Below are 21,287 nucleotides of genomic sequence, written 5' to 3'. Positions count from 1 at the left end.
GTGTAAATACATACTATTACGCTATAATAAAAAGGTAATGAAATTTCCATAAAATAATGTCGCTTATTCCTTATGCCGGTTATTCCCAAACCGGCTTTTTTTGCATCTGAAATAAGAAACTGATTCAGTTCAACCGAACTGACCTGCGCTACCAGAGTCTCTCAGCAAGTATCCAGTTATTCGGAATAACCAAACATACGGCCCTCGGAAACTTCGGAAAACCTAACATGAAAGCCATTCTTACAAGTTGGAAAAATAAAAAAGCCTCACCGAAGTGAGGCTTACACCGTAGTTATACCTTTAATCCACAAAATACTATTAACAACGGTGCATTATATATTATGTTAGGACTGTAATTTTCAGGCCTTGTAAAACCCGCCAATATTGGCGGGTTTGGAACAAAAAATCAGAAACTAAGCCTTTATATCTTTATTTTCAATAGCTATCAACTGTGGTTTTTCTTCTTCCGGAATTTCATACTCTATATCCAATGTCAGCAATCCGCAGGATAATTCTGCATTCCGAATTTTGACATTCTTACCAAGGTTAAATTCTAATGAAAACTGGCTTTTTAATATCCCTTGGTGTACCCATTTCTCTGATTCATTAACTACTTCTGCAGGTTGTTTACCCTGAATACTAAGTTTGCCACCTTTCAATGATACCTCAAGATCATCTTCTCTGTATCCGGGAACACTAACCGTCAGTTGATAGTGCGCATCATTTAATTGCTTCAGGTTATATGGATGTTCTGAGGTTATTGGCCTGTTGCCCGTAAGTTGACTGAATAAACGGTCCATCTGGTCAAAGCGATTTGACAGCAAACTATCAGATAATGCCGGAAATAATGAAAAAGAACTAATGTTCTGCATAATTCCTCCTTCAGTATTTCAATTTATTCTTTTTAAATACACATCATGGTATAACTTACCCTGATGCGTTATTTATATAGGGATGAGATCTTGACTTTCAATGACTCATTTACATTTCTTTACAAAAATCACTTCGTGACCAGCAACCAACCTCAGATTTTACAGCATAAAAATAGTTAAAAAGGCATTTGAATTTATAGGGTAATAGACAATCTACTAAAGATGCCCCCTGTTACTCAATAATTTACCTCCGATAATCAATAATGTCCTATACTTTATAGTGAAAAGCAAACCGGAGAGAAAAGTATGTATAAGAATATTCTGGTACCGATTGACACTTCTAATAAAGCACTGGTTAACCATGTCATCCCTCACATCGAATCTCTTTCAAAGTTTGATGACCCGCACATACATTTTTTAGTCGTTATACCAAGCTACAAAATGTTTATCGGCCTTTCATACGGCATAGAAAAAGAAATCATTACAGAAGATAATCAACGATTAAAGTTAGCAGAAGCTGACCTTAAAAATGAAGTTTCAAAATTTAATCTTCCGGAAGATCGGGTTCATTATCATGCAATTCTTGACACTCCGATAGATGGGATTTTGACTACCGCAGAAAAAATACACGTTGATTTAATAATCATCAGCTCAAGATCACCAAATATTTCAACCAAATATCTACTTGGGTCTACTGCATCAGCTGTAGTCCGCTATGCAGAAACATCCGTCCTGGTTGTCCGCTAATACATATCGCCCGCCATAGCGGGCTTTTTCATATACAATTATGACACTCAATACTGTCCATATCATACCGAAGTATTTAGCTGTTCAGAATGACCGAACATGTAAACAGCTCAGAAGAGTTAAACCTGTAAGTTATCGATACACACCAGACTAAGATGTAAAAACACATATTATTCAATTAAATACATAATTTTTATTAGCCGTCATTAGTAGATAGGCGACGAAAATAACCTTTAATATAATTTTTAACAATCAAACCGCATATTTACACATTTAGCCTGAATGTAAAAATTGCCTGAACTTACAAAAATTATTTGATTGAAAATAATTAGTGCTGGTTTTTTTTATTCAGCTTCGCAAGGCTGTCACATGCCGACTGAAACCCACCAAAACATGCTTCATCATACAATGACTCGGCCTTTGGTTGGCTTTTTTCAACGCCTTCACCAGAGAGATGCATCTCTGCCAACTTTGCCAGTGCAAATGCATATTTTTGATCGGCCGCTTTCTTATACCACTCCGCTGCAACGCGGTAATTCTGTTCTATTCCCTTCCCGTAATAATACATTTTCGCAAGCTGGTATTGAGAAAATGCATTTCCCTGTTCAGCTGCTTTCTTATACCACTCTGCCGCTTTTAAAAAGTCCGGATTAACTCCATCACCGTCTTCATAGATAGCACCAAGACGAAACTGAGCACCAGCATTTCCCTGCTCACCTGATTTATGAAACCACTCAATAGCCTGCCGGTAATCCTGTTGCACTCCCTCCCCCTGAAAATACATCTCCCCCAGAGAATATTGTGCGTACTCATTACCCTGTACCGCAGCTTTTGTATACCAGTCAGCCGCCGTTTTATAATCTATGGGAGCACCATTACCGTAGTAGTAATAAGATCCGATTGTAACCTGGGCACCAGCGTCACCACCATTTGCCGCCTCGCATAATGCCGAATCCTGAGTATCGAGCTCACAATTCGCTGAGTATGCAGTATCCGTGTGAATCAAAAAAAGGCACAACAATATTTTTTTCATAATAGTTCCCGTTTTGCAGTTAACGGAAATCATATCAAAAACAAAAATTGCAGACATAAATAACTGCGATTGTGAGGTTTCAGCTCATAAGTAATGGGTATAGGGCACCCAATGACAATCTTTGTAACTTATTTGTACAGAGAATTTTCTCCCGGAGGTCTGGTCTTAAACCTTCTGTGTGCCCACAAGTATTGGTCCGGAGCATGCATGATTTCTGCCTCAATAATCTGATTTAGTTTCTCAGCATCTGCCAGGTCATCTCCACACGGAAAATCAGCAATTTCTTTACCAATTATTAATTCATAAGGCCTCTTACCACTTTCATTATTTCTTATCATCGTTGCAGTAAGTATCGGCGACTTCGATAATTTGGCTATAGCTGCCACTCCTTTTGATGTAGAAGCATTAGCTACCGAAAAAAAAGGGGCGAAGATAGTACCTTTAGTTCCAAAGTCCTGATCCGGAGCAAACCAAATAGCCTGCCCGCGTTTTAGTTCCGATACCATAAACTTCAGATTCTTACGGTCGATCATCCCGCTTCCGGAACGGCTTCGGCATCTTGTTTGTATATACTCCATTGCTTTATTGTTGTGGGGACGATACATAGCATTTACAGGAAAACACAGCCCCATAACTCTGCCCCCAAGTTCCAGCGACATGGAATGAATACCAATAATTAAAACACCATTATTTTTGTCATATACATCATTAAAGTTATCACAACCCGTTACTCTAAATATTTCATTAATTTTTTTGTCATTCCAGAACCAGGCAATACCGGTTTCAAATAATGCAATCCCTAAAGATGACAGGTTGCTTGCAACCATACTCTCTATCTGGATTTTATTTCTGTCAGGAAAACATAATTCTAAATTTTTTTTAATTATGGATACCCGCCTTTTCAGGAACAAACCAGAAAAACGACCTAACTTATCGCCTAAAAACACAAGCCATGGATAAGGCATCTGAACCAAACAGAAAAGCAACAGGATACCAATCCAGGTTAAAATGTACCTTGGGTGAAGAAGCCTGATAGAAAATTTATTCAGAGAATACATTTTTTCCTGATAAGGAATAATTACTGCATAATAAAAAGACCTGATAATATTATCAGGCCTTGGAATTTAGTTTTTCTATTGCCTGGACAACAGCATCACCGTTTTACAAAAAATGCATTTTGCACCATGCGGATTTGATGCAGAAACATCAAAGTGCGAAGTCCGGTATTGTGTTCCACTGCAACAGGGGCACTGAAAAAACAGTGCTATTATCATTGGTGCGCCTTAGAGACCCACCACATTTGATGCAGACGGACCTTTTGCCCCGTCTTCAATATTGAAGGTAACATTCTGACCTTCAAATAATGTTTTGAAGCTGTCACTCTGAATCGCAGAGAAGTGAACAAACACATCTTTGCTACCATCTGCCGGAGAGATGAAGCCAAAACCTTTCGATTCGTTAAACCATTTTACTGAACCAGTCATTGTATTAGACATAGAATTTCCTTTAATTTTTTGATTGCCATAAGGCATATGAGGTTTGTTTTTTATTTTTACTTATGGGAATTAATTAGAAGGAATTCGCAATGAAGTGGTATCGAGGATAACGCTAAATGGTGAACGACTTTAAACTGACTAGCATAAATAGGCCTGTACTTCCAAACCAGTGACCCCATTAAGCCACAGATGATCACAAATAGCAAACTTTATTATTTTATCCCTCAGATGTTACGTATCACTACACGTAAATCACGACTGATTTAAACAAATTATCTTATCTGTTTATCAACATAAAAAAACCCCGTAAAAACGGGGTTTCAGTTTGTAATCAATACGACACAGAAATAACTCTGATCACAATAGCGTCTTTTTTACGATCGTAAAGCATTAATTTTTAAATCATGTAATTTGTTCATAAATGTCCGCATACCTCCATGATGTGATGTACCGTCCATTTCCAGTTTTACATCTCCCATTATGAGCATTCCTTCCACCAGCCCTTCTGCCTTCTGGAGTTTTTTCCCTATGTGAGTGTCTGAGCACCCGTATTTCTTGGCCAACTGAATAAACGTCTTACCGAAAACATAGTAATCAAAAAGCAGATCATGCATATCGCTGTTGCGGATGTTCAGTTTTGCCATAATGCCGGATATCACCAGAGCATCATTATCAGTACATTGCTGACGACTCTTAACTTTTTCAGGGATCAGCCCTTTAAACCCGGCAGCAATTGGTGACCAATATACTGATTCCTGATTATCAACAACCCAAGCCCCCCACCGTTCTAACACCTGGCGAATATCACGCATACATTACCTCGTTATTTTGCAGGCTATGAGGTTTAATATCTTCCGATAAAACAGAAATGACGCTTCCCGTATAGTTGCCCTGAAGAGTAGTGTTGCTCCAATGTTTCTCTCTCATTGTTCTCACTCCTGTATGCCTTTCATCTCGAATTCGGTCATAAGCACACCGATGTAGATTATGTACGCTTCGCACCAGGTATCCCGGTGAAACGTCCTGACTGTGTACCGGTTTATTTTCAACTCAGTCGCCAGTGTCGCCTGATTACCGTAGTGTTCAGGTATCGGTGTAATTTCAGGTCTTACGCTTTAACTCCCTCACTTTCGCACGGTACTCATCGCGTATACGGATATAGTCTTCCCGCTTCCAGTGCGGTATCTCATGCGGACCGCGTAACCAGTCAACTAACTCCTGTCCAAATTTTTCAATCAGCCGTAACTCGTATTTCTGCGTTACAGTGTTATTTTTGTGTGAGAATTTACCGGCCCCCGCATTGCATGATTTACATTGCTTATAGGCATTTCGCTCCTCAAACCGCAGCTCAGGATGTGACCCGACAGACAGAAAATGACCGCAGTCCCACTGCCCACCATGTAAATCAGGCGGATTAGGTTCACCACAGCTGATGCATGGTTCATCGCGGTCTCTGAGTCTGATGAATTGGTTAAACGCTGTTTGTGCTTGCTGTCGGAAATATGAGGTGGGTTTTACTGCTAACTTGCGGATTTTTAATTTATCTTTTGCTTCACGTTCTTTTTGCTGCTGCTCCTTTCTTAATTTGGCTTCAGCCTTTTCCCTTTCCCTGCTTCGTCGCTTTATTGCCAACTCAGCGCCATGCTCCGGACAGCACCACCATTCGTTACTGAATTTCGGGTGAAACCATTCTCGGCATATCAGGCATTTTCGCCGCGGTTGCTTTGCCACTCTCACCATCTCCTTTTATCTTCTCGACTACTTCAAGATGCGGACATTCACCGGCGCACTGGTCGCAAACATAAACTTCATCGTCGGCCAGTCCTTCGCCGCATATTGCGCAGTTCATCAAACCCTCCCCTGTAATAAATAATTACGCGAACCCACCATGCTTTAGGTGCAAAGTGGAGTTTTTTCCGAAGATCATTGATTAATAACTGCTGAACGTTTTTTGCTCACTTTTTAGCCAATCTGGTCTATTATTAATCTGAGTGAATAATGAATATCGGAGGAACTATGTACAAAAATATCCTTGTTCCGATTGATGTATGGGAAAAAGAACTCACTGATATGGTTACTCCTCATGTTGAAAGCCTCGCTAAACTTGAAGATGCCCGTATCCATTTTCTTGCGGTTATACCAGCATTCCCATATGGTGGTTTTGAAAGTGGTTTGTCTGTCGCGGATCTGGAAAAGCGACTGATAGATTCCACAAAGAAAGAATTAGGCGAGATAATCAGGAAATTCAGTTTGCCGGAGGACAGAGCAGACAGATATATCGTAATTGGTCGCCCAAAAGACAAAATACTTGAACGTGCCGAAGCTATTAGTGCAGACCTGATTATCATCGGCTCCCGTCGTCCGAGTATTTCTACCTATCTACTCGGCTCCACTGCTGCGGCAGTCGTCCGTTATGCCAAAACCTCAGTTTTAGTTGTCCGCTGACACCAGTCGCCCGCTCCGGCGGGCTTTACCATTTCTTCTCCTGACTCCCTGCACTAGCGAGTCGAACCAGGTAACATCTGACCGACCGAACCCCGGCTCAATGTATGCCTTGCTGACCACCTTCCCGCAAAATTCGATTAGCTTTCTCTCACCATGCCCGCTAACCGGCACTAACTCACCACTGGATTCACGCATGTAGCGATACAGTCTGGTGACAGCATCTGGTGATATTGCAAATAACTGACTCACATGGCGATTGTGCCTCGTTGTACCAACCTTTCGCAAACATCCGATATACAGCATTTTGTTGGTAAACCACTTAATGAACTCTGTCGAGTTTCCTGTGCGCAGCCCAGCTTCGTGATTGGTGAACGAATCCAGATCGCGACATGCCCTGATTATGTCAACGCATACTTTGAATTGTTCGTCATTCATCGCCATATCCTGTTAATCATTGCCCGTGGTGTTGGTTTCAGATATCTGACTACCGGCAGATACACGGTGACGTCGAAATACTGAGGATTGATATTCAGTGACTTCACCGGGTTATATCCCTTACGCCTGTAGTAAATGCAGAGATTATCGGCTTCGTCATTGGTGAGAAGTCGGTGTATGTGCGGTTCTTTCATACGTCCTGCTCCTATTCCTGATGTCCGTAATGATTAAACCTATATCGTGCGGCGCGGGGTTTTATACCTTCACCTATAGCCCACGCCTGCGAATATTCGATTAAGCTTGTCATGCGCTTCTTACTCATGTTTGCGGTACTTTCTCTTGCCAGCGGTACAATCTCTCCCTCAAGTCCCGGAATAAGCGTCCCGTCACGGCCTGTCGCCTTTGCATGTCCGGATACGAAAATACATTTCCAGTCCTGCAATCCCCACGTATTGCCAGCCCATACAATGCCCTGCTCTGCTACATTGCCGCACAGCGCATGAAACATGTCATTTTGGGGAAGGGTTCGCTTCGGATCGGATATTTTTACTTCGAGGGGGAATTCTTCGTTAAGCGGGAGATTGTCGAGCTCTGCCTTGAGATTTCTGAGTATCTGTATATTCCTGAGAAGGAATGTCTGTTTTTGCATTCAACCTCCTGAGGTTATCGGTTGCCGTTAGTTTCTTACGGGTGTATTTTAATTTCTTCGGGTCGTTAGCTCAGCCGGTAGAGCAGTTGACTCTTAATCAATTGGTCGGGAGTTCGAGCCTCCCACGACCCACCATTGCGGTCATCGTATAATGGCTATTACCTCAGCCTTCCAAGCTGATGATGCGGGTTCGATTCCCGCTGGCCGCTCCAATCATTTCAAAAAGTCTCCTGTCCTGGGTTATGACGCTACTTAACCTGCCTGCGGAAGCTTTCCCATGTGAAATTGATAACGGTCGGCGAACCCATTCTCAGGCGGTCAATAACCCGATCACCCAATGCTTTTGCCAGTTCGTCAAAATTGAGATTGGTCAGCACACCTACCGGTTTTTTATTCGATAACCGGCGGTCTACCACCTGAAAAATAATCAGTTCTTCGTTCAGGTTATTGCGCTGCACGCCAACATCATCCAGCACCAGTAAATCCACTTCACACAGGTCGCTGATCAGCTGCGACTCAGTAGTTTTTGCCCCTTTCTGGTATGTCTCACGGACACGCATCATCAGGTCTGGTAGAGTGGCAATCAGAATGCTTTTCCCGTTCCGGATTATCTGGTTGCCGATAGCCGCTGCCAGATGGTTTTTACCGGTGCCGGGATTACCGCTGAAAATAAATCCGCCAAATGATTTACCAAACTCAGATGCGTACTGCTGTGATTTACTGAGTGCCCGCTGTTGTTCCGGCGTTGTCACCAGATAGTTCTCAAACGTGCATTCCTGGTGTAACGGGCTGATACCGGAACGCCCCATGATTTTATGCAGTCGAGCCACACGGTTTTCGTCAGCAATCCGTTTCGCATCGATAGCGCCCTGCTCACGCTGCCACGCCATCAGCTCAGCGGCATTCGTGAATTTTGGCTTGATGTGCTCCGGCTTCATGCGGTTAAACCTCGCCAGAGTCTGTGCTGCTGTTGCCATCAGAAGTCCTCCGGTATGAATTGCTGAACACGCTTAGGCCGGACAATGCGCGGCCGTGTTGGTGGTGATTTCGGCATAAACAAGCCAGTCCAGCCGTTTGATATCGATTCGTCGATTACGCTCTCAGGTGTATACCCTGCCTCGTAAAATTTAGTCAGCCTGGATATCAGCCCGTTTAGTGTCTGTTTTGTCTTGATCGGTTTTTTCAGATCTTTCCGGTAGGTAACCCAGTTCACCCAGGTATCACGGCTCAACCAGTCAGGCAGCGGGTGTGCATTTGCATCAAAGGGTTCTGGCTTTGCCGGTTTTTCAGGTTTAGGGGATATAGGGGTATATATATTTTCTTTTTTCTTTAAAGTATTTCTTTTGTGTGTCTCCAAACCAGAGACATCATTTGTCTCTAACTTAGAGACTTTTTTTGTCTCCAGATTAGAGACAGTGTCTCTAAGTTGATTTTTCCACGCCGAAACCTCCTTGTTAACCCCAATCTTATTGCCATCTTTCACGATGTAATTCATTGAAATTAATTCGTTCTTTGCCTTGTTAACGTTCTGACGGGACAGGCCGGTAATTTCTGACAGCTGAGAATCTGCTATCCGGTCATTTTTCTTCCCGAACCCGTATGTTTTTCTGATCAGTGCCAACATTACCCGGAACTGTCTGGCTGTCAGATTGCAGCATGAAAGAGACTCCAGCAGTTCGTTGGCGAGTTTAGTGTAACCATCGTCCAGGTCTGCCACTCGTGGTTGCTCCTGCTTAACAGGGAATTCATACACTTCCGCTGTATTCATAGCGACCTCCATATCTTTGTTTTGTAATTACTTTCATGTATAATTACTCCGTTAATTGCTGTATCAAAAAAGGGAAACTTTATGTTTCCCTCTTTTCAACAACACTGGCTATTGATACAGTATAAATATTAAGTGCTTTTCTTAATGCGCCTCTGCTGCTCCAACAGTCGGGGCATTTTCTTTGATTCTCATCTGAGAGAGTTCACCAATCTGCTTCCACAGAAACCGATACTCCTCCTCACTGATTTTTCTTTCGCCAGGCAAAACAAAATCCCTGATACCGGCTGCGGCCAATGTCTCGCATATCTCCGGTAACTTTTCTGTTCTGCGCAGGATTGTTGAATCGTGAACACCGAGTAGTTTTGCAACGACCGTCTGTGTGGTGTTTCTGATTGCCTGATGAGCGGTTGTCATCAGATGATTTGACACAAACCGGTTGAACGATTTGCGTGGATTTGCATTTTCCATAATGTAAATTCCTTTTGGTATAGATAGTCCGTAGCTCACATCCTGTGAGGTAGTTTTATATGTAAATCGTCACTTTATCAGTGACTCCGTAGCAGCTAACAGCTCTGCGATTGTTAAAGAACCAGGGTAACTACATATACCTCTGCGGATACAAAATCTGCATTTCAGTGATTTTTTTTTCGTAAAATTTCACCAATTTTTCAGCAATCTCAAGTGATGCCGTCTGAGCGCCACGCTCCAAACGACTGAGGTTCCCGACATCGTAGTTAATTGCGGCCGCCACCTCTGCAATTGTTAATTGCTTTTCCAAACGAATTTTCCTTAAAGGCGTTATTTGCATATCTCACTCCACCTTGAATGCGCCATACGCATATTACCATATACTTTGATATGCGCAATACGCTTTGTGTGAGACGCATAAATAAAGTTGAATGATAATATGAAAATAGGAACAAAAATTAGAGCTCTCAGAAAACAGAAGGGATTAACAATCCTGCAATTAGCCACTGCTATTGATAGCGACGTGGGGAATATCTCTCGCCTTGAAAGGAATATCCAAGGCTACTCCGAGAGCACATTAACAAAAATTGCGGCTGCTCTTGGTGTCACGGTAGCCGACCTATTCTCCGATACCACTACACAGCAACAAGATGATAATGTTGAGTTTGTTGGATTCGTCCCCAATGGCATGGTTAAAGTAGTTGGGGAAGCATTCCTGGGGATTGATGGCGCAGTGGATATGATAGAGGCCCTTGAGGGATGGGTTCAAATTTACAGCGATGATAAGGACGCTTATGCCCTCAAAGTTAAGGGTGACAGTATGTGGCCCAGGATTCAGTCAGGTGAGTATGTGGTTGTTGAGCCCAACACAGTAGTCAGATCCGGCGATGAGGTCTTTGTGCGCACTGTTGAAGGTAAGAATATGGTAAAAATACTGAATAAAACCAGAGATGGTAGTTACCAATTCACCAGCGTCAACAATACTCACCCGCCAATCACAGTTGATCCACGTGAAGTGGAAAAAATGCATTATGTGGCAGCGATTGTAAAGCCGACTAAGTTTATCGATAAGTGCGAACAATCATAAGCCAGTACTGATAATCAAACGAGTTCTAAGGACAAACTATGGCATTCAATGACACTGAAGTCGTACAAATTAAACAATGTATGAACTATTTCATGGAAAAGCGTCGTCCACCAAAGCATATCCGAGATGAACATGACCTTCAGTATCGTATTGAAGACGATAGCGTAATCATTTTCGAGGTTAGACAACTGTCCTGGAGTACCGGGCGTGCAGAAGAAATGCTGGCCAAAATAACAAACAACAGGAACAGCAACTCGTGGTCCCTGTTCTGGTCTACTGATAATAATGAATGGCGACACTACGACGGCCGAATGATAGGCAGTTTTTCTGACGCAATAAAAATTATTGATGAAGATGCAAATCATCGATTCTTTGGCTGACAGCCTGATGACATATTTTAGAGTAAGGTGGTAGGTGTAGAAATACATAATAAGGATATGACAGTGATAAAAGTTGGCAGGGCTATCCTGGCGGTGAACGCATAGGTGAAGGGCAGCATAACCCCAGCCCTCCCCGCGAGAGCTTTTTGTATCAGTTATCGCTCATCAGGTCGATAGCAACCTCATAGACCTCATTCATAAACCTGTCTATTTCTTGTTCTTTATGGGAGTACAGCAATTGCCTGATATTTCCTTTCGTTATCATCTGCCGTGAATCCAGTAACATAATAGCCGCTCTGCCTGTTACTCTGCATACTTCACTGTAAATCAGTTCTCGTTCGTCACTCATTCATCACCTCTGTATATTTATTCAACAATAACATCCGCAGCAGCGCTTGGACAGAAAATAATTGTATATTTTTTGTTCCACCTCATGTGATCTACGCCAGATTTTGACGATTTTAAAAAAGATAAATCATTAATAAAATCAACAATATAAATATATTAAATCTTATCTAACATTACCCAAGCCTAAATATGCGCTTGACGCATTTGCGTCAAATGCATATTATCGTATCCATCAACGGAACACAGCACGTTGGCGCTCTTTAAAAACGATGATAGCGAGCTGTGCATTGGCTGTCAGAACGGTGACGCTGATAAAGCGTCAACCTTCTCAGAAGGTTTCGGGATTGAAGCAAAGCATGATTGTACCAATCACCAAAGCCGACTGTTTGGAGGAAATATGGCAATAATCATAGTGAAAAAATCACGCAAGCCTGAATTTTTACGTGGCAACTCAGCAAACAGGCGTCACGCCAGGAGAAAGGCTGAAGCGATTGCCACCAAAAATGTAAAAATGAAGTTGGAGGAAATATTCAGAACTGAACCGGACAAAAGCCCAATGAGCCGAGTAGAAAAAGCCACATCAGCATGCAGTACACCGATTTACGATTCACCGGATAACTGCTGCTTAAACACTACTGCCCTGTATTCAACTAAGCGATATAATTCAAAACCAAAAACAGAATTTGGCATCACGGCCAGAGCATAGCCCATCCTATGAATGGGCTGACCAAGTATTACTTAAGGTAGAGCAAGTCCAGTGCTGCTTTCTCTGCATCTTCTGGCTCATCAAATGACTCCAGAATGTGCGGGTACCTTGCTGCCTGACTCAAACTTTTAATATTTTTCTCAATTTCGGATTTTTGCTCGGTAGTCAGCGCGTCAAAAATTGATTTCAGCAAAATATGCTGCGCGTCCAGACGCTTTGCAATCACTTCATTATTCATCTTATTTATCTCATTTTATAGGGTTAAAAGCATCTTAACGGATTTCTATCTGTAACACACGGTGCCTCATCTGATATGGTTAAAAGCAGACACTTCACCCCATCACATTTACGGTGGATGTTAGGTTAAATAAAACAGGAGATGGATATGACGTGTAGCAATAAGTACTGCATCGACTGAATTGAGCTCATCACATGTTGCTCAGGCAGAGGCGTATGCCGGAAGCTGCTGCAAAGAGTGCAACAATGAGAACATAGAGCCAACAGATAAAAGCATTTTTGATTACCTAAAATATATCGGGTGTCTTGGCGTCTGACAGCCCAGGAGACGAGCACCCAGTCAGTAATCTGAAATTTATATTTTCTGCTTCAGAATAGAATAGTAACAGTCTGATATCTTAATTAGATTAACTCCGGGGCGGACGCTGGATTCAACAACTTCCAAAACATCTTTATCAATCAAACGCTTTGCTGCTTTTTTATAAATTCTGATTTTCCTTTTTTTGTATTTTCCATTAAGAAAATATATCAGTAATGCGCGTTCTTCATCATCGAAATTTTTTATTACTTTGGGAGCTTTTATGAATCGAAAAATTACTTTTTTTATTAGCTCACTCATTATCTCTCCATAATCCATTGAACATCCGAATAATATTATAGCATAAATTAACATATGATTTTACTGAAATTTTAACTTTTCTCTCAATGCTGGAATAACTATTCGGACATCACATAGCACAGGGACGTGTATAGGAGGAATTACCTCGGATAAAGGAAATATCCGATTACCGCAAGGAAGATAAAGACAACAACAGGAATCCCGATAGTTAATTTCAGATACCTGATGAATGACTTGGTTATAGCTTTTTCTACAGCTTTCTCAATGATCGTCTCAAGTTGTTCAGGGGTTAAATTCATAACTGCTCTCCTTAGTTTTTCTAACTATATCCGGGGAGCGGACATTGTTCCAGAGTGAAATTATGCGCCATTAATTTATGGAAAAGGCAGTTGGAATATAACTGCCTTAATGTCCATCAGAAGGAAACAAACATAAATGAGACAGGAAGAAAAAGATACCGCCAGGAATGGTTGCTGTAATCAAAGGTAATAAAGCAAAAGCCTCAATAATCTGCTCCTCATTGTTATCACTAAATATATTTTAATCAGCATCAATAAAATTTCAATATATCCTTTATTTTTCAGGTATATCCGTAGGTAAACAACATGAAAACTAAACCTTGTCGCGCTGCGTGCGGTTCTGACGTGGCGTGCATCTCTATGCCATTTTTACGCCTTGCCCGATGTGCGGCAAGGGTAGCGATATCCACCGGAAAGTCCCGCATTTGGGATCTGGCTAACCAATTACAGATGAGAGCTTACGGGAGAAAGATATGTCGCTGATGACTGCAAAACAAAAACACACCAAGGAACAGGTTATTGAGTTGTTCAATCAGGCTGACATGGATGAAAAGCAGATTGAGCAGATTGTGTCGGAGTGGCGTTGGCGCAGGGAGAACGCCAAAACAAGCCGCATTCTCCATCAGTGCAGAATGAGGCTACCGGCATGAACACATACACAATACAGGATGCTCAGGTAGAACGGCAACGGATTGCCGAACAGCGCAGGAAACGAGAGCAGAAAGAAAAGGATGATTACTGGTTTCGTGAAAGTGTCGGATTGCCAAACGGACGGGTACCGGCAGAATTTTTAAGCGGAGAATTCACATGATGGAATATCCACGACGCATAGGGAAACCCGCAGGCTCCGGTGGAACGTATGAGGACAATTATCAACGCGCCCTGAAATCAGCAATTGAGCAAATGGATTTGCAACGGCGGGGGAAACCGACCGGAGAGCCTTCACTGTCAGAGCAACGGGTGGCCGAGACACTTTACAACATCTGCCGTATCACCGCCCTTCACTATCCCCCACTACCCGCAAACATCAAAGCAGCACGGAATGCTGCTGAGACACAGGCGTGGAGAGAATGGAAGACTGAACATGGAAAAGCTACCGGTGTCGGTGGTGTTGATTATTACGGCGGTGGGCGTGCGGAATCACGCCCCGGCCAGAGATTGGGGGATTAATCATGTCTGAAGTCTATAAGGCAATAAGTGCCGTAGCCAAGGAACTGGCTGAGACAGGCATCAAAAAAGGGAGCAGGAATTCACAACAGGGGTTTATGTTCAGGGGGATCGACGCTGTATACAACGCCCTTGCCCCGGCGCTGGTTAAGCATGGCCTGATTATCCTTCCTCGCATTATGGAGCGTTCTGTCACGGAGCGACAGACACAAAAAGGCGGCACCTTATTTTATGTCGTGGTGAAGGCTGAGTTTGATTTCATTGCCACGAAAGACGGCAGCAAACACACAGTGACCACCTTTGGCGAAGCTATGGATAGCGGGGACAAGGCAACCAACAAAGCAATGTCTATCGCCTATAAATACGCAGCTTTCCAGGCATTTTGTATTCCTACCGAAGAAACTGCGATTGATGCTGACACAGAGGTTCACGATGTTGTTCCACGTAATCCAGAGCAGATTTTGGGTGACTATACCGAATTTCTTAATGTCACAAGTGACACAAAGACGATTGAGGCTGAATACAGGAAAGTATGGCGAATGCTGAACGGCAGCGACAAACAGGATGAATGTAAGCGCCTCACCGGCATCAGGATCAACGAACTTAAGCAGGCGGCATAAATGGCAATTAACGTGATTACTGTCAGCAGCAATCTCGGAAAGGATTGTGAGCAACGATGGACTCCGGCAGGGAAAGCCGTTGCATCGTTTAGCCTACCGGTGAAACAGGGATATGGCGAGCACGAAAAGACATCGTGGGTTATCTGTAAAATGTTCGGCGCGAAAGCTGAGAAATTGCCAGAACATCTGAAAAAAGGAATGAAGGTGACGGTTACTGGCGAGTTCATCATGGAGGAATGGACAGGTCAGGATGGCAATAAACGATCAGCGCCGGTGATTATCGTGAACCAGTTGGATTTCAGCAACAATCAGGCAGGAAGCCAGAAGCCGCAGACGCAGCAAGCTCCAGCACGGAATGAGCCACCGATGGATTTTGACTATGATGTTCCGTTTTAGGATGAAGCGTAATGCAGGGATGATCAGGTAGACGAAAGCGTTAAGTTATAACACCACAGAAAGCAGAGAACGGACGCAGACGAATAGCAAGGGATTGCCTTACGGAATTAATGCAGCACACATCAGACGAACAACACACCGCAATACTCGGCAAATACACACCGAAATTCAAACCACTTAATCACCCGTGCTTTCCTGAGCAGAAAGTGCCCGGGTATTACGTGCGTACGTTACAGCAGGAGGATGAAGTATGGGGGTTGCAACTAAACCCACTTTAACCAGAGGCAGAGCCCTAACTTTATATTGGCCGACCGTAGACGCCTACCCGATGGATAGCCGTGAAGCCTGTGCCTTCATGGGAATATCTTACCCTACCCTGAAAAAATGGATTGATTCCGGCAGGCTTTCCGGCTCGAGAAAAGATCCGCTTAAGCCCAAATCGCCGTGGCAGTTTACCCGTGCAAATTGCATTGCAGCCATCAACTACAAAATGCACAATACGCCGGAAAGCGTGATTAGTGCGGAAGAGGAAAGGATATGTCAATCTTCCGGAGAGGCGAGATATGGTACGCCAGTTACTCGCACAATGGTAAAAGAATTAAGGAGTCGCTTGGTACAACGGACAAAAAACAAGCGCAGGAGTTGCATGATAAACGAAAGGCCGAGCTGTGGCGCGTAAACTCACTGGGTGAAACTCCGAAGGTTACTTTTGAGGTTGCCTGTACGCGGTGGCTCGAGGAAAAATCAGGCAAAAAATCTCTTGATGATGATAAAACCAAAATACTGTTTTGGCTCGATCACTTTGAAGGGATGCACCTGGCAGATATTGATGAGATTAAAATCTATGATGCTGTCAGTAAGCTGAAAAATCAGAAGCTGAAAGAAAATTGGGAAAAGCATATTTCCGGCAGGAAGCGGCGTGCAGTCTGTAAAAAATCAGAGCCGGTTTCTGTAGCAACCAAATCTGCTTACCTAGCTTTCATCAAGTCACTGCTCCGCGCCGCTGAACGCGACTGGAAGTATCTCGATAAAGCCCCGAATATCCGGGTGCCAAAACCGAAGAATAACCGGGTCCGATGGCTCGAGCCGCGGGAAGCAAAACGCCTGATCGATGAATGCAGTGAACCTCTTAAATCTGTTGTGACATTTGCTCTGGCTACCGGCCTGCGGCGCTCCAATATTATTAACCTAGAATGGTCACAAATAGATATGCCGAGAAAAGTAGCATGGATTCCCCCGGATCAGACCAAATCAGGGAAAGCATTGGGTGTTGCTCTTAACGACACTGCGTGCCGCGTCCTGCGTGAACAGATAGGCAATCACACAAAGTATGTTTTTGTGCATACGAAGGCTAAAAACAGATCTGACGGCTCAATGACTCCGGTTGTCAGAAAAATGCGCGTTGACGGTAATACTGCGTTCAGGACTGCACTTAAACGTGCCGGTATAGAAAACTTCCGTTTTCACGACCTTCGCCACACATGGGCGAGCTGGTTAATTCAGGCAGGAGTACCGCTGTCCGTATTGCAGGAAATGGGGGGATGGGAATCAATAGAAATGGTACGCCGGTATGCTCACCTGGCACCGGGTCATCTGAGCCAGCATGCGCAGCAAATCGATGCTGTTTTTGGTGAGGATGTCCCAAATATGTCCCACCCGACCCTGAGTGTGGTTGGTGAGCACAAATGAAAAACCCGCTAACTGGTTGAGAGTTAACGGGTTTAATATGGTGCCGGCTACCGGAGTCGAACTGGTGACCTACTGATTACAAGTCAGTTGCTCTACCAACTGAGCTAAGCCGGCGAATTTGGCGGAAGGATAGAGATTCGAACTCTAGGACGGTCTCCCGTCGGCGGTTTTCAAGACCGCTGCCTTAAGCCACTCGGCCATCCTTCCATGGGGCGCGATTATGCTGAAAAATGAGGAACCTGTCTACCCCTATATGCAAAAAAATCCGATTTTTTTGTCTGCCTGCTCAACATTCGTGCATCATACCGGCCCTGCGGCGGAATACTGCTGTTATTGTGACGGGAATTAGTATGATAGAATTAATTCCCGGTGAATTTACAGTCAAGTACTTACTATAAGGTCGCAACGGAACATATGTACAGACAGTCACATTCCAAGCCTTATGCGATACCCGGCTTTTATGCATCATTTGTTTCGTTATTAGTCTTATCTCTCTTTTTATACGGATATAACTATTACGATGCCTGGCTGGGAAGCAAAAAAGGCGCACTCTACAGTTTCAGCACACGGATAGAACATCAGGTTGAAACGTACCGCTATCAGTCCGCTGAGCTGTTCCGGCTCGCCAATACCACGGACACCGAGAAGCGGCCTGAGCTCGTTCCGCCGCATAAGATCCTGAATGATATTTACTGGATTGACAGCCGTGTGCCGGTTGTGGATGCCATCCTGTTCGGCCAGACCAATGATGAGACCTACGCCATCGCACGGCGTTTTTCAGACTATCTGACCATTCTGTGGGGCGGTGAAAATCAGTTTAATTCTGTATATTACCTCAACGGACTGGATAACAGTCTGCTGCTGGTGACATCCCATTCTGCCCTGCGTCCGGAGCTGCGCTACCGCGAAAGCCCGCTGACATTGGGTGCCGATGAAAAACGGGCGGAAATGCTGGCGGATTCCACAGCGCTGGATGAGCGGGAAACCCTCTCCTCCTTTACCAAGATGCCGTCAGAATCAACCTATTACTATACCTACCGCGCAATGTTTAATAACCCCGGTCAGTTGACCAGCGTGGTGGCGTTTGATTTACCGGTGAATAACCTGGTGCCGGATAATCTGGATCTGTCCAATCTGTCACTGATCCCGGCCGAGACCCACACCCTCAGCAACCGTCCGAATGCGGTGCAGATCAGTATTAACGGCCTGTCACTGAAACTCAGTTACCGTCTGCGTGAAATGCCGTATCAGGTGGTTTATCAGCTCTCACTGCTATCTCTGGCCGAAGAGATGCTGGCGGCCAATATCTGGCTGTTAATTTCTGTCTTCCTGTTCAGTATGCTCTCCGTCGGCGGCCTTGTTTATATCCGCAAACGGTTCATTTCCCCGCTCAATACACTGGTCCGCCAGGCCAGAAACAGTGAGGCGATAACCAATGAAATTGTGGCGCAACTGCCTATCGGGCTGGCGATTTATGATTTTGCCGCCAATAAACGGCTGGTCAGTAATACCATCGCCAGTCAGTTGCTGACCCTCAGCGACCTGAACAAAACCCGCGATATGGCCCGCGAGCACCAGGGCCGGATCCAGACCACCATTGATAACGTGGTTTATGAAGTCAGTATGAATCCGGTCCGTAATATGAATGATACTTATCTGATTCTGTTCCGGGATGTGGATCAGGAAGCGCTGACCGCACGCCGCCTGCAATTGTCTGACCGTGAGTATAAGAAAAGTATCAAAGCCCGTCAGTCTGTGCTGTCAAATATCCGTTCAGAGCTGGTGGTGCCGGTCAAACAGCTCGGTAATGACCTGCATACGCTGGCACCGTATGTGACTGATCCCGCCGGCGGCATGCTGATGGATAAAGTGGTAACGGAATCCGGTTATCTGTGTGAGTGGATCGAAAATATTATTCTGCTGGCTGACCTGGAAAGTGATGACTGGAAACCGACCAATGATGAATTCCTGTTGTCACAGACCGTCGAAGATATCGTTAAACAATTCTCACGTCAGATAAATGACAAAGGCATTCCGCTTTATTTCCATAACAGTATTAATAAACAGCTGAATTACATTGGTGACGGTCCTATTATCAGTAAGATATTTTTATTATTACTGAATTACGCCGTCAGTAATTTAAAATACGGAAAATTGGTTATTCGCCTTAAGAATATATTTAAAAATGAACATAATAATATCAGATTGGAAATAATCGCCAGCGGCTCCGGTCTGCCGCAATCTGATCTCGTTAATCTGCACGATCCGTTTATGTTTCAGGTCGCGGAGACGGAAGGTCGTCCGAACTCGGGGCTGGCATTCTATTTGTGTGATTTATTATGTAAAAAACTCAGCGGAGAGCTGAAAATAGACAGTAAACCGGACATCGGTACACACTACACTGTTGAGTTGCCGCTGCCTGCCACCGAGATGATCGGTGAGCCGTCAGAGGTGCTGGAAGATACGCTGTTTAAGATCAATATCATTAATCCGAGTATTCGGGAAATAATTAACGCAATTATAATTGAAAACGGCGGAATTTTATTTGATAAAAATCGCGCATTATTGCAAGATGAATATGACATCCTGGTGACTGACTTTGATAAGAAAGCGAGAAAGCCAATACTCTTTTTACGAAATGACATTATTGAACACAGAATGATTACGCCTTCCCTGGTGGAGTGTAATTATAATTTCAATGATGAAATTCTGAATGCTATTACGCTGCTTATCGAACAAAGCTTAACTTCGGATGAGTTTGATGATAGATTCTTACCCGGGAATCTGGGTATTAATACAGCAGCGCTTTCCGTCGGGGAAGTTGTTGCGTTATATAAAAATCAGCTGGCACAAAGTACGTATAAAGATTTGTTTGCCACCACAGTCCCTCCTGATATAAGTAAGATGTACACGGAAGCAGAATTAAGTGAATTGCAGCCACTGGCGCTGACAGTACATCGGGTCAAAGGGGTCTTTGCTGTGCTCGACTTTGATTATCTGAAATCACGCTGTGAAGATATAGAACGCTGTATCGCTGACAAAAACAAAATGAAGGTGGATGAAGGTATCCGGGAAATTGATGCCATTGTCACTGAATTGCTGCAGCAAGGTAACCAAGAGTATGAATAACCTGAATGTTATTATCGCTGATGACCATCCTATTGTTCTGTTCGGGATAAAAAAGTCCCTGGAACAGCTGGAAACGGTTAATGTTGTTGGTGAATTTGAAGATTCCACTTCACTCATCAATAACTTAGCACGCCTGGACGCGGATGTTCTGATCACTGACCTCTCCATGCCGGGAGATAAATACGGTGATGGCATCACGCTTATCAAGTATATCAAGCGCCATTATCCTGACCTGGCGATTATTGTGCTGACCATGAACAATAATCCGGCGATCCTCAGTGCCGTACTGGACCTCGATATCGAAGGTATCGTACTGAAGCAGGGTGCACCGGCTGATCTGCCGAAAGCACTGGCCTCTTTGCAGAAAGGAAAGAAATTCACCCCTGACAGCGTTTCCAAACTGCTGGAAAAAGTGAATGCCAACGGGTACGGCGATAAGCGCCTGTCTCCGAAAGAGAGTGAGGTTCTGCGTCTGTTTGCCGAAGGGCATCTGGTCACTGAGATCGCGCGTAAACTGAACCGCAGTATCAAAACTATCAGCAGCCAGAAAAAATCCGCCATGCTGAAACTGGGTGTGGATAACGATATCGCTCTGCTGAATTACCTTTCGTCTGTCACTATCGACAGCCACAGAGACGAGTAATCCGGACACGTTTTACAGTACTGATACAAAACCGCCATTCAGATGAACGGCGGT

General features: G+C 43.9%; 28 protein-coding genes and 4 tRNA genes. 14 read left to right on the top strand and 18 right to left on the bottom strand.

Features of this window, described 5'->3' with window-relative positions; genetic code table 11:
- Window positions 1-413: 413 nt before the first annotated feature.
- On the bottom strand, window positions 414-872 hold the full coding sequence (locus GN208_RS01395; protein WP_004242347.1) for an Hsp20 family protein: 459 nt from the start codon (window positions 870-872) through the stop codon (window positions 414-416).
- 306 nt (window positions 873-1,178) lie between these two features.
- Between GN208_RS01395 and GN208_RS01390 the strand changes: the two genes are divergently transcribed.
- Window positions 1,179-1,619 carry a universal stress protein gene (locus tag GN208_RS01390; protein ID WP_015422642.1) on the top strand — a complete coding sequence of 147 codons (441 nt, stop codon included), beginning with the start codon at window positions 1,179-1,181 and terminating at the stop codon, window positions 1,617-1,619.
- Window positions 1,620-1,947: 328 nt separating this feature from the next.
- Here GN208_RS01390 and GN208_RS01385 read toward each other — a convergent pair whose 3' ends face one another.
- From GN208_RS01385 to GN208_RS01360, 6 genes are all read right to left on the bottom strand, one after another.
- Window positions 1,948-2,709: a tetratricopeptide repeat protein gene (locus GN208_RS01385; RefSeq protein WP_079549287.1), complete on the bottom strand. Its 762-nt coding sequence runs from the start codon at window positions 2,707-2,709 to the stop codon at window positions 1,948-1,950.
- A gap of 71 nt (window positions 2,710-2,780) precedes the next feature.
- A complete protein-coding gene (gene lpxL / locus GN208_RS01380; protein WP_036414508.1) occupies window positions 2,781-3,710 on the bottom strand; it encodes an LpxL/LpxP family Kdo(2)-lipid IV(A) lauroyl/palmitoleoyl acyltransferase in 930 nt (309 codons plus the stop codon).
- Window positions 3,711-3,785: 75 nt separating this feature from the next.
- The gene (locus tag GN208_RS01375; protein ID WP_223302381.1) at window positions 3,786-3,926 is read right to left on the bottom strand and encodes a hypothetical protein; all 141 of its coding nucleotides are present in this window, start codon (window positions 3,924-3,926) and stop codon (window positions 3,786-3,788) included.
- A gap of 9 nt (window positions 3,927-3,935) precedes the next feature.
- Window positions 3,936-4,148, bottom strand: coding sequence for a cold-shock protein (locus GN208_RS01370; protein ID WP_046024440.1), 213 nt, complete (start codon window positions 4,146-4,148; stop codon window positions 3,936-3,938).
- Window positions 4,149-4,522: 374 nt separating this feature from the next.
- Window positions 4,523-4,960, bottom strand: coding sequence for an antiterminator Q family protein (locus GN208_RS01365; protein ID WP_046024441.1), 438 nt, complete (start codon window positions 4,958-4,960; stop codon window positions 4,523-4,525).
- A 289-nt stretch (window positions 4,961-5,249) separates the two neighbouring features.
- Window positions 5,250-5,879 carry a recombination protein NinG gene (locus GN208_RS01360; protein WP_036415819.1) on the bottom strand — a complete coding sequence of 210 codons (630 nt, stop codon included), beginning with the start codon at window positions 5,877-5,879 and terminating at the stop codon, window positions 5,250-5,252.
- 285 nt (window positions 5,880-6,164) lie between these two features.
- Here GN208_RS01360 and GN208_RS01355 point away from each other — a divergent pair, with 285 nt between their 5' ends.
- Complete coding sequence (locus tag GN208_RS01355; RefSeq protein ID WP_036414499.1) at window positions 6,165-6,593, top strand: universal stress protein; 429 nt, start codon at window positions 6,165-6,167, stop codon at window positions 6,591-6,593.
- 640 nt (window positions 6,594-7,233) lie between these two features.
- On the opposite strand, the gene GN208_RS01350 is transcribed toward GN208_RS01355, so the two are convergent.
- On the bottom strand, window positions 7,234-7,677 hold the full coding sequence (locus tag GN208_RS01350; RefSeq protein ID WP_046024444.1) for a recombination protein NinB: 444 nt from the start codon (window positions 7,675-7,677) through the stop codon (window positions 7,234-7,236).
- Window positions 7,678-7,736: 59 nt separating this feature from the next.
- Here GN208_RS01350 and GN208_RS01345 point away from each other — a divergent pair.
- Window positions 7,737-7,812: transfer RNA gene (locus GN208_RS01345), tRNA-Lys, on the top strand.
- Between the two features lie 2 nt (window positions 7,813-7,814).
- Window positions 7,815-7,889, top strand: a tRNA-Gly gene (locus tag GN208_RS01340).
- Between the two features lie 36 nt (window positions 7,890-7,925).
- Here the strand turns inward: GN208_RS01340 and GN208_RS01335 are convergent.
- From GN208_RS01335 to GN208_RS01320, 4 genes are all read right to left on the bottom strand, one after another.
- A complete protein-coding gene (locus GN208_RS01335; protein WP_052927416.1) occupies window positions 7,926-8,654 on the bottom strand; it encodes an ATP-binding protein in 729 nt (242 codons plus the stop codon).
- Entirely contained in the window at window positions 8,654-9,445 is a 792-nt protein-coding gene (locus GN208_RS01330) for a replication protein (protein ID WP_049240430.1), read from the bottom strand. Before GN208_RS01330 ends, GN208_RS01335 begins: the two co-directional genes overlap by 1 nt.
- A 141-nt stretch (window positions 9,446-9,586) precedes the next feature.
- Window positions 9,587-9,913, bottom strand: a complete 327-nt coding sequence (locus GN208_RS01325; protein WP_036414494.1) for a hypothetical protein — start codon at window positions 9,911-9,913, stop codon at window positions 9,587-9,589.
- 130 nt (window positions 9,914-10,043) lie between these two features.
- The gene (locus tag GN208_RS01320; RefSeq protein ID WP_036414492.1) at window positions 10,044-10,253 is read right to left on the bottom strand and encodes a helix-turn-helix transcriptional regulator; all 210 of its coding nucleotides are present in this window, start codon (window positions 10,251-10,253) and stop codon (window positions 10,044-10,046) included.
- Window positions 10,254-10,352: 99 nt separating this feature from the next.
- Between GN208_RS01320 and GN208_RS01315 the strand changes: the two genes are divergently transcribed.
- Window positions 10,353-11,000 carry a S24 family peptidase gene (locus tag GN208_RS01315; protein ID WP_036414490.1) on the top strand — a complete coding sequence of 216 codons (648 nt, stop codon included), beginning with the start codon at window positions 10,353-10,355 and terminating at the stop codon, window positions 10,998-11,000.
- A 38-nt stretch (window positions 11,001-11,038) separates the two neighbouring features.
- Window positions 11,039-11,380: a DUF3024 domain-containing protein gene (locus GN208_RS01310; protein ID WP_036414488.1), complete on the top strand. Its 342-nt coding sequence runs from the start codon at window positions 11,039-11,041 to the stop codon at window positions 11,378-11,380.
- Window positions 11,381-11,531: 151 nt separating this feature from the next.
- Here the strand turns inward: GN208_RS01310 and GN208_RS01305 are convergent, their stop codons facing one another.
- Entirely contained in the window at window positions 11,532-11,729 is a 198-nt protein-coding gene (locus tag GN208_RS01305) for a DUF2767 family protein (RefSeq protein WP_036414486.1), read from the bottom strand.
- A 249-nt stretch (window positions 11,730-11,978) separates the two neighbouring features.
- Here GN208_RS01305 and GN208_RS01300 point away from each other — a divergent pair, with 249 nt between their 5' ends.
- A complete protein-coding gene (locus tag GN208_RS01300; RefSeq protein WP_223302380.1) occupies window positions 11,979-12,434 on the top strand; it encodes a hypothetical protein in 456 nt (151 codons plus the stop codon).
- 28 nt (window positions 12,435-12,462) lie between these two features.
- On the opposite strand, the gene GN208_RS01295 is transcribed toward GN208_RS01300, so the two are convergent.
- The 3 genes from GN208_RS01295 to GN208_RS01285 form a co-directional block, all read right to left on the bottom strand.
- Window positions 12,463-12,672, bottom strand: a complete 210-nt coding sequence (locus GN208_RS01295) for a hypothetical protein (RefSeq protein WP_004240099.1) — start codon at window positions 12,670-12,672, stop codon at window positions 12,463-12,465.
- A gap of 354 nt (window positions 12,673-13,026) precedes the next feature.
- Entirely contained in the window at window positions 13,027-13,290 is a 264-nt protein-coding gene (locus GN208_RS01290; RefSeq protein WP_125460924.1) for a hypothetical protein, read from the bottom strand.
- 140 nt (window positions 13,291-13,430) lie between these two features.
- Window positions 13,431-13,589 (bottom strand): hypothetical protein, encoded by a 159-nt coding sequence (locus GN208_RS01285; protein WP_155735002.1) that lies wholly within the window; start codon window positions 13,587-13,589, stop codon window positions 13,431-13,433.
- 473 nt (window positions 13,590-14,062) lie between these two features.
- On the opposite strand from GN208_RS01285, the gene GN208_RS01280 reads away from it, so the two are divergent.
- From GN208_RS01280 to GN208_RS01260, 5 genes are all read left to right on the top strand, one after another.
- Window positions 14,063-14,239, top strand: coding sequence for a hypothetical protein (locus tag GN208_RS01280; protein ID WP_004240098.1), 177 nt, complete (start codon window positions 14,063-14,065; stop codon window positions 14,237-14,239).
- A gap of 157 nt (window positions 14,240-14,396) precedes the next feature.
- Window positions 14,397-14,759, top strand: a complete 363-nt coding sequence (locus GN208_RS01275; RefSeq protein ID WP_214215620.1) for a hypothetical protein — start codon at window positions 14,397-14,399, stop codon at window positions 14,757-14,759.
- A 2-nt stretch (window positions 14,760-14,761) separates the two neighbouring features.
- On the top strand, window positions 14,762-15,376 hold the full coding sequence (locus tag GN208_RS01270; RefSeq protein WP_049240423.1) for an ERF family protein: 615 nt from the start codon (window positions 14,762-14,764) through the stop codon (window positions 15,374-15,376).
- On the top strand, window positions 15,377-15,772 hold the full coding sequence (locus GN208_RS01265; protein WP_182090149.1) for a single-stranded DNA-binding protein: 396 nt from the start codon (window positions 15,377-15,379) through the stop codon (window positions 15,770-15,772).
- Window positions 15,773-16,309: 537 nt separating this feature from the next.
- On the top strand, window positions 16,310-17,461 hold the full coding sequence (locus GN208_RS01260) for a site-specific integrase (RefSeq protein ID WP_243828275.1): 1,152 nt from the start codon (window positions 16,310-16,312) through the stop codon (window positions 17,459-17,461).
- 38 nt (window positions 17,462-17,499) lie between these two features.
- On the opposite strand, the gene GN208_RS01255 is transcribed toward GN208_RS01260, so the two are convergent.
- Together GN208_RS01255 and GN208_RS01250 are read right to left on the bottom strand one after the other, a co-directional pair.
- Window positions 17,500-17,575: transfer RNA gene (locus GN208_RS01255), tRNA-Thr, on the bottom strand.
- Window positions 17,576-17,580: 5 nt separating this feature from the next.
- Window positions 17,581-17,668 (bottom strand) — tRNA-Ser (locus tag GN208_RS01250).
- Window positions 17,669-17,875: 207 nt separating this feature from the next.
- Between GN208_RS01250 and rcsD the strand changes: the two genes are divergently transcribed.
- Window positions 17,876-20,590, top strand: coding sequence for a phosphotransferase RcsD (gene rcsD / locus GN208_RS01245; RefSeq protein WP_004236762.1), 2,715 nt, complete (start codon window positions 17,876-17,878; stop codon window positions 20,588-20,590).
- The gene (gene rcsB / locus GN208_RS01240) at window positions 20,583-21,233 is read left to right on the top strand and encodes a response regulator transcription factor RcsB (RefSeq protein ID WP_004236763.1); all 651 of its coding nucleotides are present in this window, start codon (window positions 20,583-20,585) and stop codon (window positions 21,231-21,233) included. The genes rcsD and rcsB overlap by 8 nt, the downstream gene beginning before the upstream one ends.
- Window positions 21,234-21,287: the final 54 nt, after the last annotated feature.

The organism is Morganella sp. HSTU-ASny43, from assembly GCF_022819185.1.
Taxonomy (GTDB): Bacteria; Pseudomonadota; Gammaproteobacteria; order Enterobacterales; family Enterobacteriaceae; genus Morganella; species Morganella morganii.
Note: the sequence above shows the minus strand (reverse complement) of the source record. Positions and strands in the feature narration are given on the sequence as shown.

Bases quoted from the DNA above. Each gene is read 5' to 3' on its own strand.
- GN208_RS01395 (WP_004242347.1), bottom strand. From the start codon at position 872: ATGCAGAACATTAGTTCTTTTTCATTATTTCCGGCATTATCTGATAGT.
- GN208_RS01390 (WP_015422642.1), top strand. From the start codon at position 1,179: ATGTATAAGAATATTCTGGTACCGATTGACACTTCTAATAAAGCACTG.
- GN208_RS01385 (WP_079549287.1), bottom strand. From the start codon at position 2,709: ATGTCTGCAATTTTTGTTTTTGATATGATTTCCGTTAACTGCAAAACG.
- lpxL (WP_036414508.1), bottom strand. From the start codon at position 3,710: ATGTATTCTCTGAATAAATTTTCTATCAGGCTTCTTCACCCAAGGTAC.
- GN208_RS01375 (WP_223302381.1), bottom strand. From the start codon at position 3,926: ATGATAATAGCACTGTTTTTTCAGTGCCCCTGTTGCAGTGGAACACAA.
- GN208_RS01370 (WP_046024440.1), bottom strand. From the start codon at position 4,148: ATGTCTAATACAATGACTGGTTCAGTAAAATGGTTTAACGAATCGAAA.
- GN208_RS01365 (WP_046024441.1), bottom strand. From the start codon at position 4,960: ATGCGTGATATTCGCCAGGTGTTAGAACGGTGGGGGGCTTGGGTTGTT.
- GN208_RS01355 (WP_036414499.1), top strand. From the start codon at position 6,165: ATGTACAAAAATATCCTTGTTCCGATTGATGTATGGGAAAAAGAACTC.
- GN208_RS01350 (WP_046024444.1), bottom strand. From the start codon at position 7,677: ATGCAAAAACAGACATTCCTTCTCAGGAATATACAGATACTCAGAAAT.
- GN208_RS01335 (WP_052927416.1), bottom strand. From the start codon at position 8,654: ATGGCAACAGCAGCACAGACTCTGGCGAGGTTTAACCGCATGAAGCCG.
- GN208_RS01330 (WP_049240430.1), bottom strand. From the start codon at position 9,445: ATGAATACAGCGGAAGTGTATGAATTCCCTGTTAAGCAGGAGCAACCA.
- GN208_RS01325 (WP_036414494.1), bottom strand. From the start codon at position 9,913: ATGGAAAATGCAAATCCACGCAAATCGTTCAACCGGTTTGTGTCAAAT.
- GN208_RS01320 (WP_036414492.1), bottom strand. From the start codon at position 10,253: ATGCAAATAACGCCTTTAAGGAAAATTCGTTTGGAAAAGCAATTAACA.
- GN208_RS01315 (WP_036414490.1), top strand. From the start codon at position 10,353: ATGAAAATAGGAACAAAAATTAGAGCTCTCAGAAAACAGAAGGGATTA.
- GN208_RS01310 (WP_036414488.1), top strand. From the start codon at position 11,039: ATGGCATTCAATGACACTGAAGTCGTACAAATTAAACAATGTATGAAC.
- GN208_RS01305 (WP_036414486.1), bottom strand. From the start codon at position 11,729: ATGAGTGACGAACGAGAACTGATTTACAGTGAAGTATGCAGAGTAACA.
- GN208_RS01295 (WP_004240099.1), bottom strand. From the start codon at position 12,672: ATGAATAATGAAGTGATTGCAAAGCGTCTGGACGCGCAGCATATTTTG.
- GN208_RS01290 (WP_125460924.1), bottom strand. From the start codon at position 13,290: ATGAGTGAGCTAATAAAAAAAGTAATTTTTCGATTCATAAAAGCTCCC.
- GN208_RS01285 (WP_155735002.1), bottom strand. From the start codon at position 13,589: ATGAATTTAACCCCTGAACAACTTGAGACGATCATTGAGAAAGCTGTA.
- GN208_RS01280 (WP_004240098.1), top strand. From the start codon at position 14,063: ATGTCGCTGATGACTGCAAAACAAAAACACACCAAGGAACAGGTTATT.
- GN208_RS01275 (WP_214215620.1), top strand. From the start codon at position 14,397: ATGATGGAATATCCACGACGCATAGGGAAACCCGCAGGCTCCGGTGGA.
- GN208_RS01270 (WP_049240423.1), top strand. From the start codon at position 14,762: ATGTCTGAAGTCTATAAGGCAATAAGTGCCGTAGCCAAGGAACTGGCT.
- GN208_RS01265 (WP_182090149.1), top strand. From the start codon at position 15,377: ATGGCAATTAACGTGATTACTGTCAGCAGCAATCTCGGAAAGGATTGT.
- GN208_RS01260 (WP_243828275.1), top strand. From the start codon at position 16,310: ATGTCAATCTTCCGGAGAGGCGAGATATGGTACGCCAGTTACTCGCAC.
- rcsD (WP_004236762.1), top strand. From the start codon at position 17,876: ATGTACAGACAGTCACATTCCAAGCCTTATGCGATACCCGGCTTTTAT.
- rcsB (WP_004236763.1), top strand. From the start codon at position 20,583: ATGAATAACCTGAATGTTATTATCGCTGATGACCATCCTATTGTTCTG.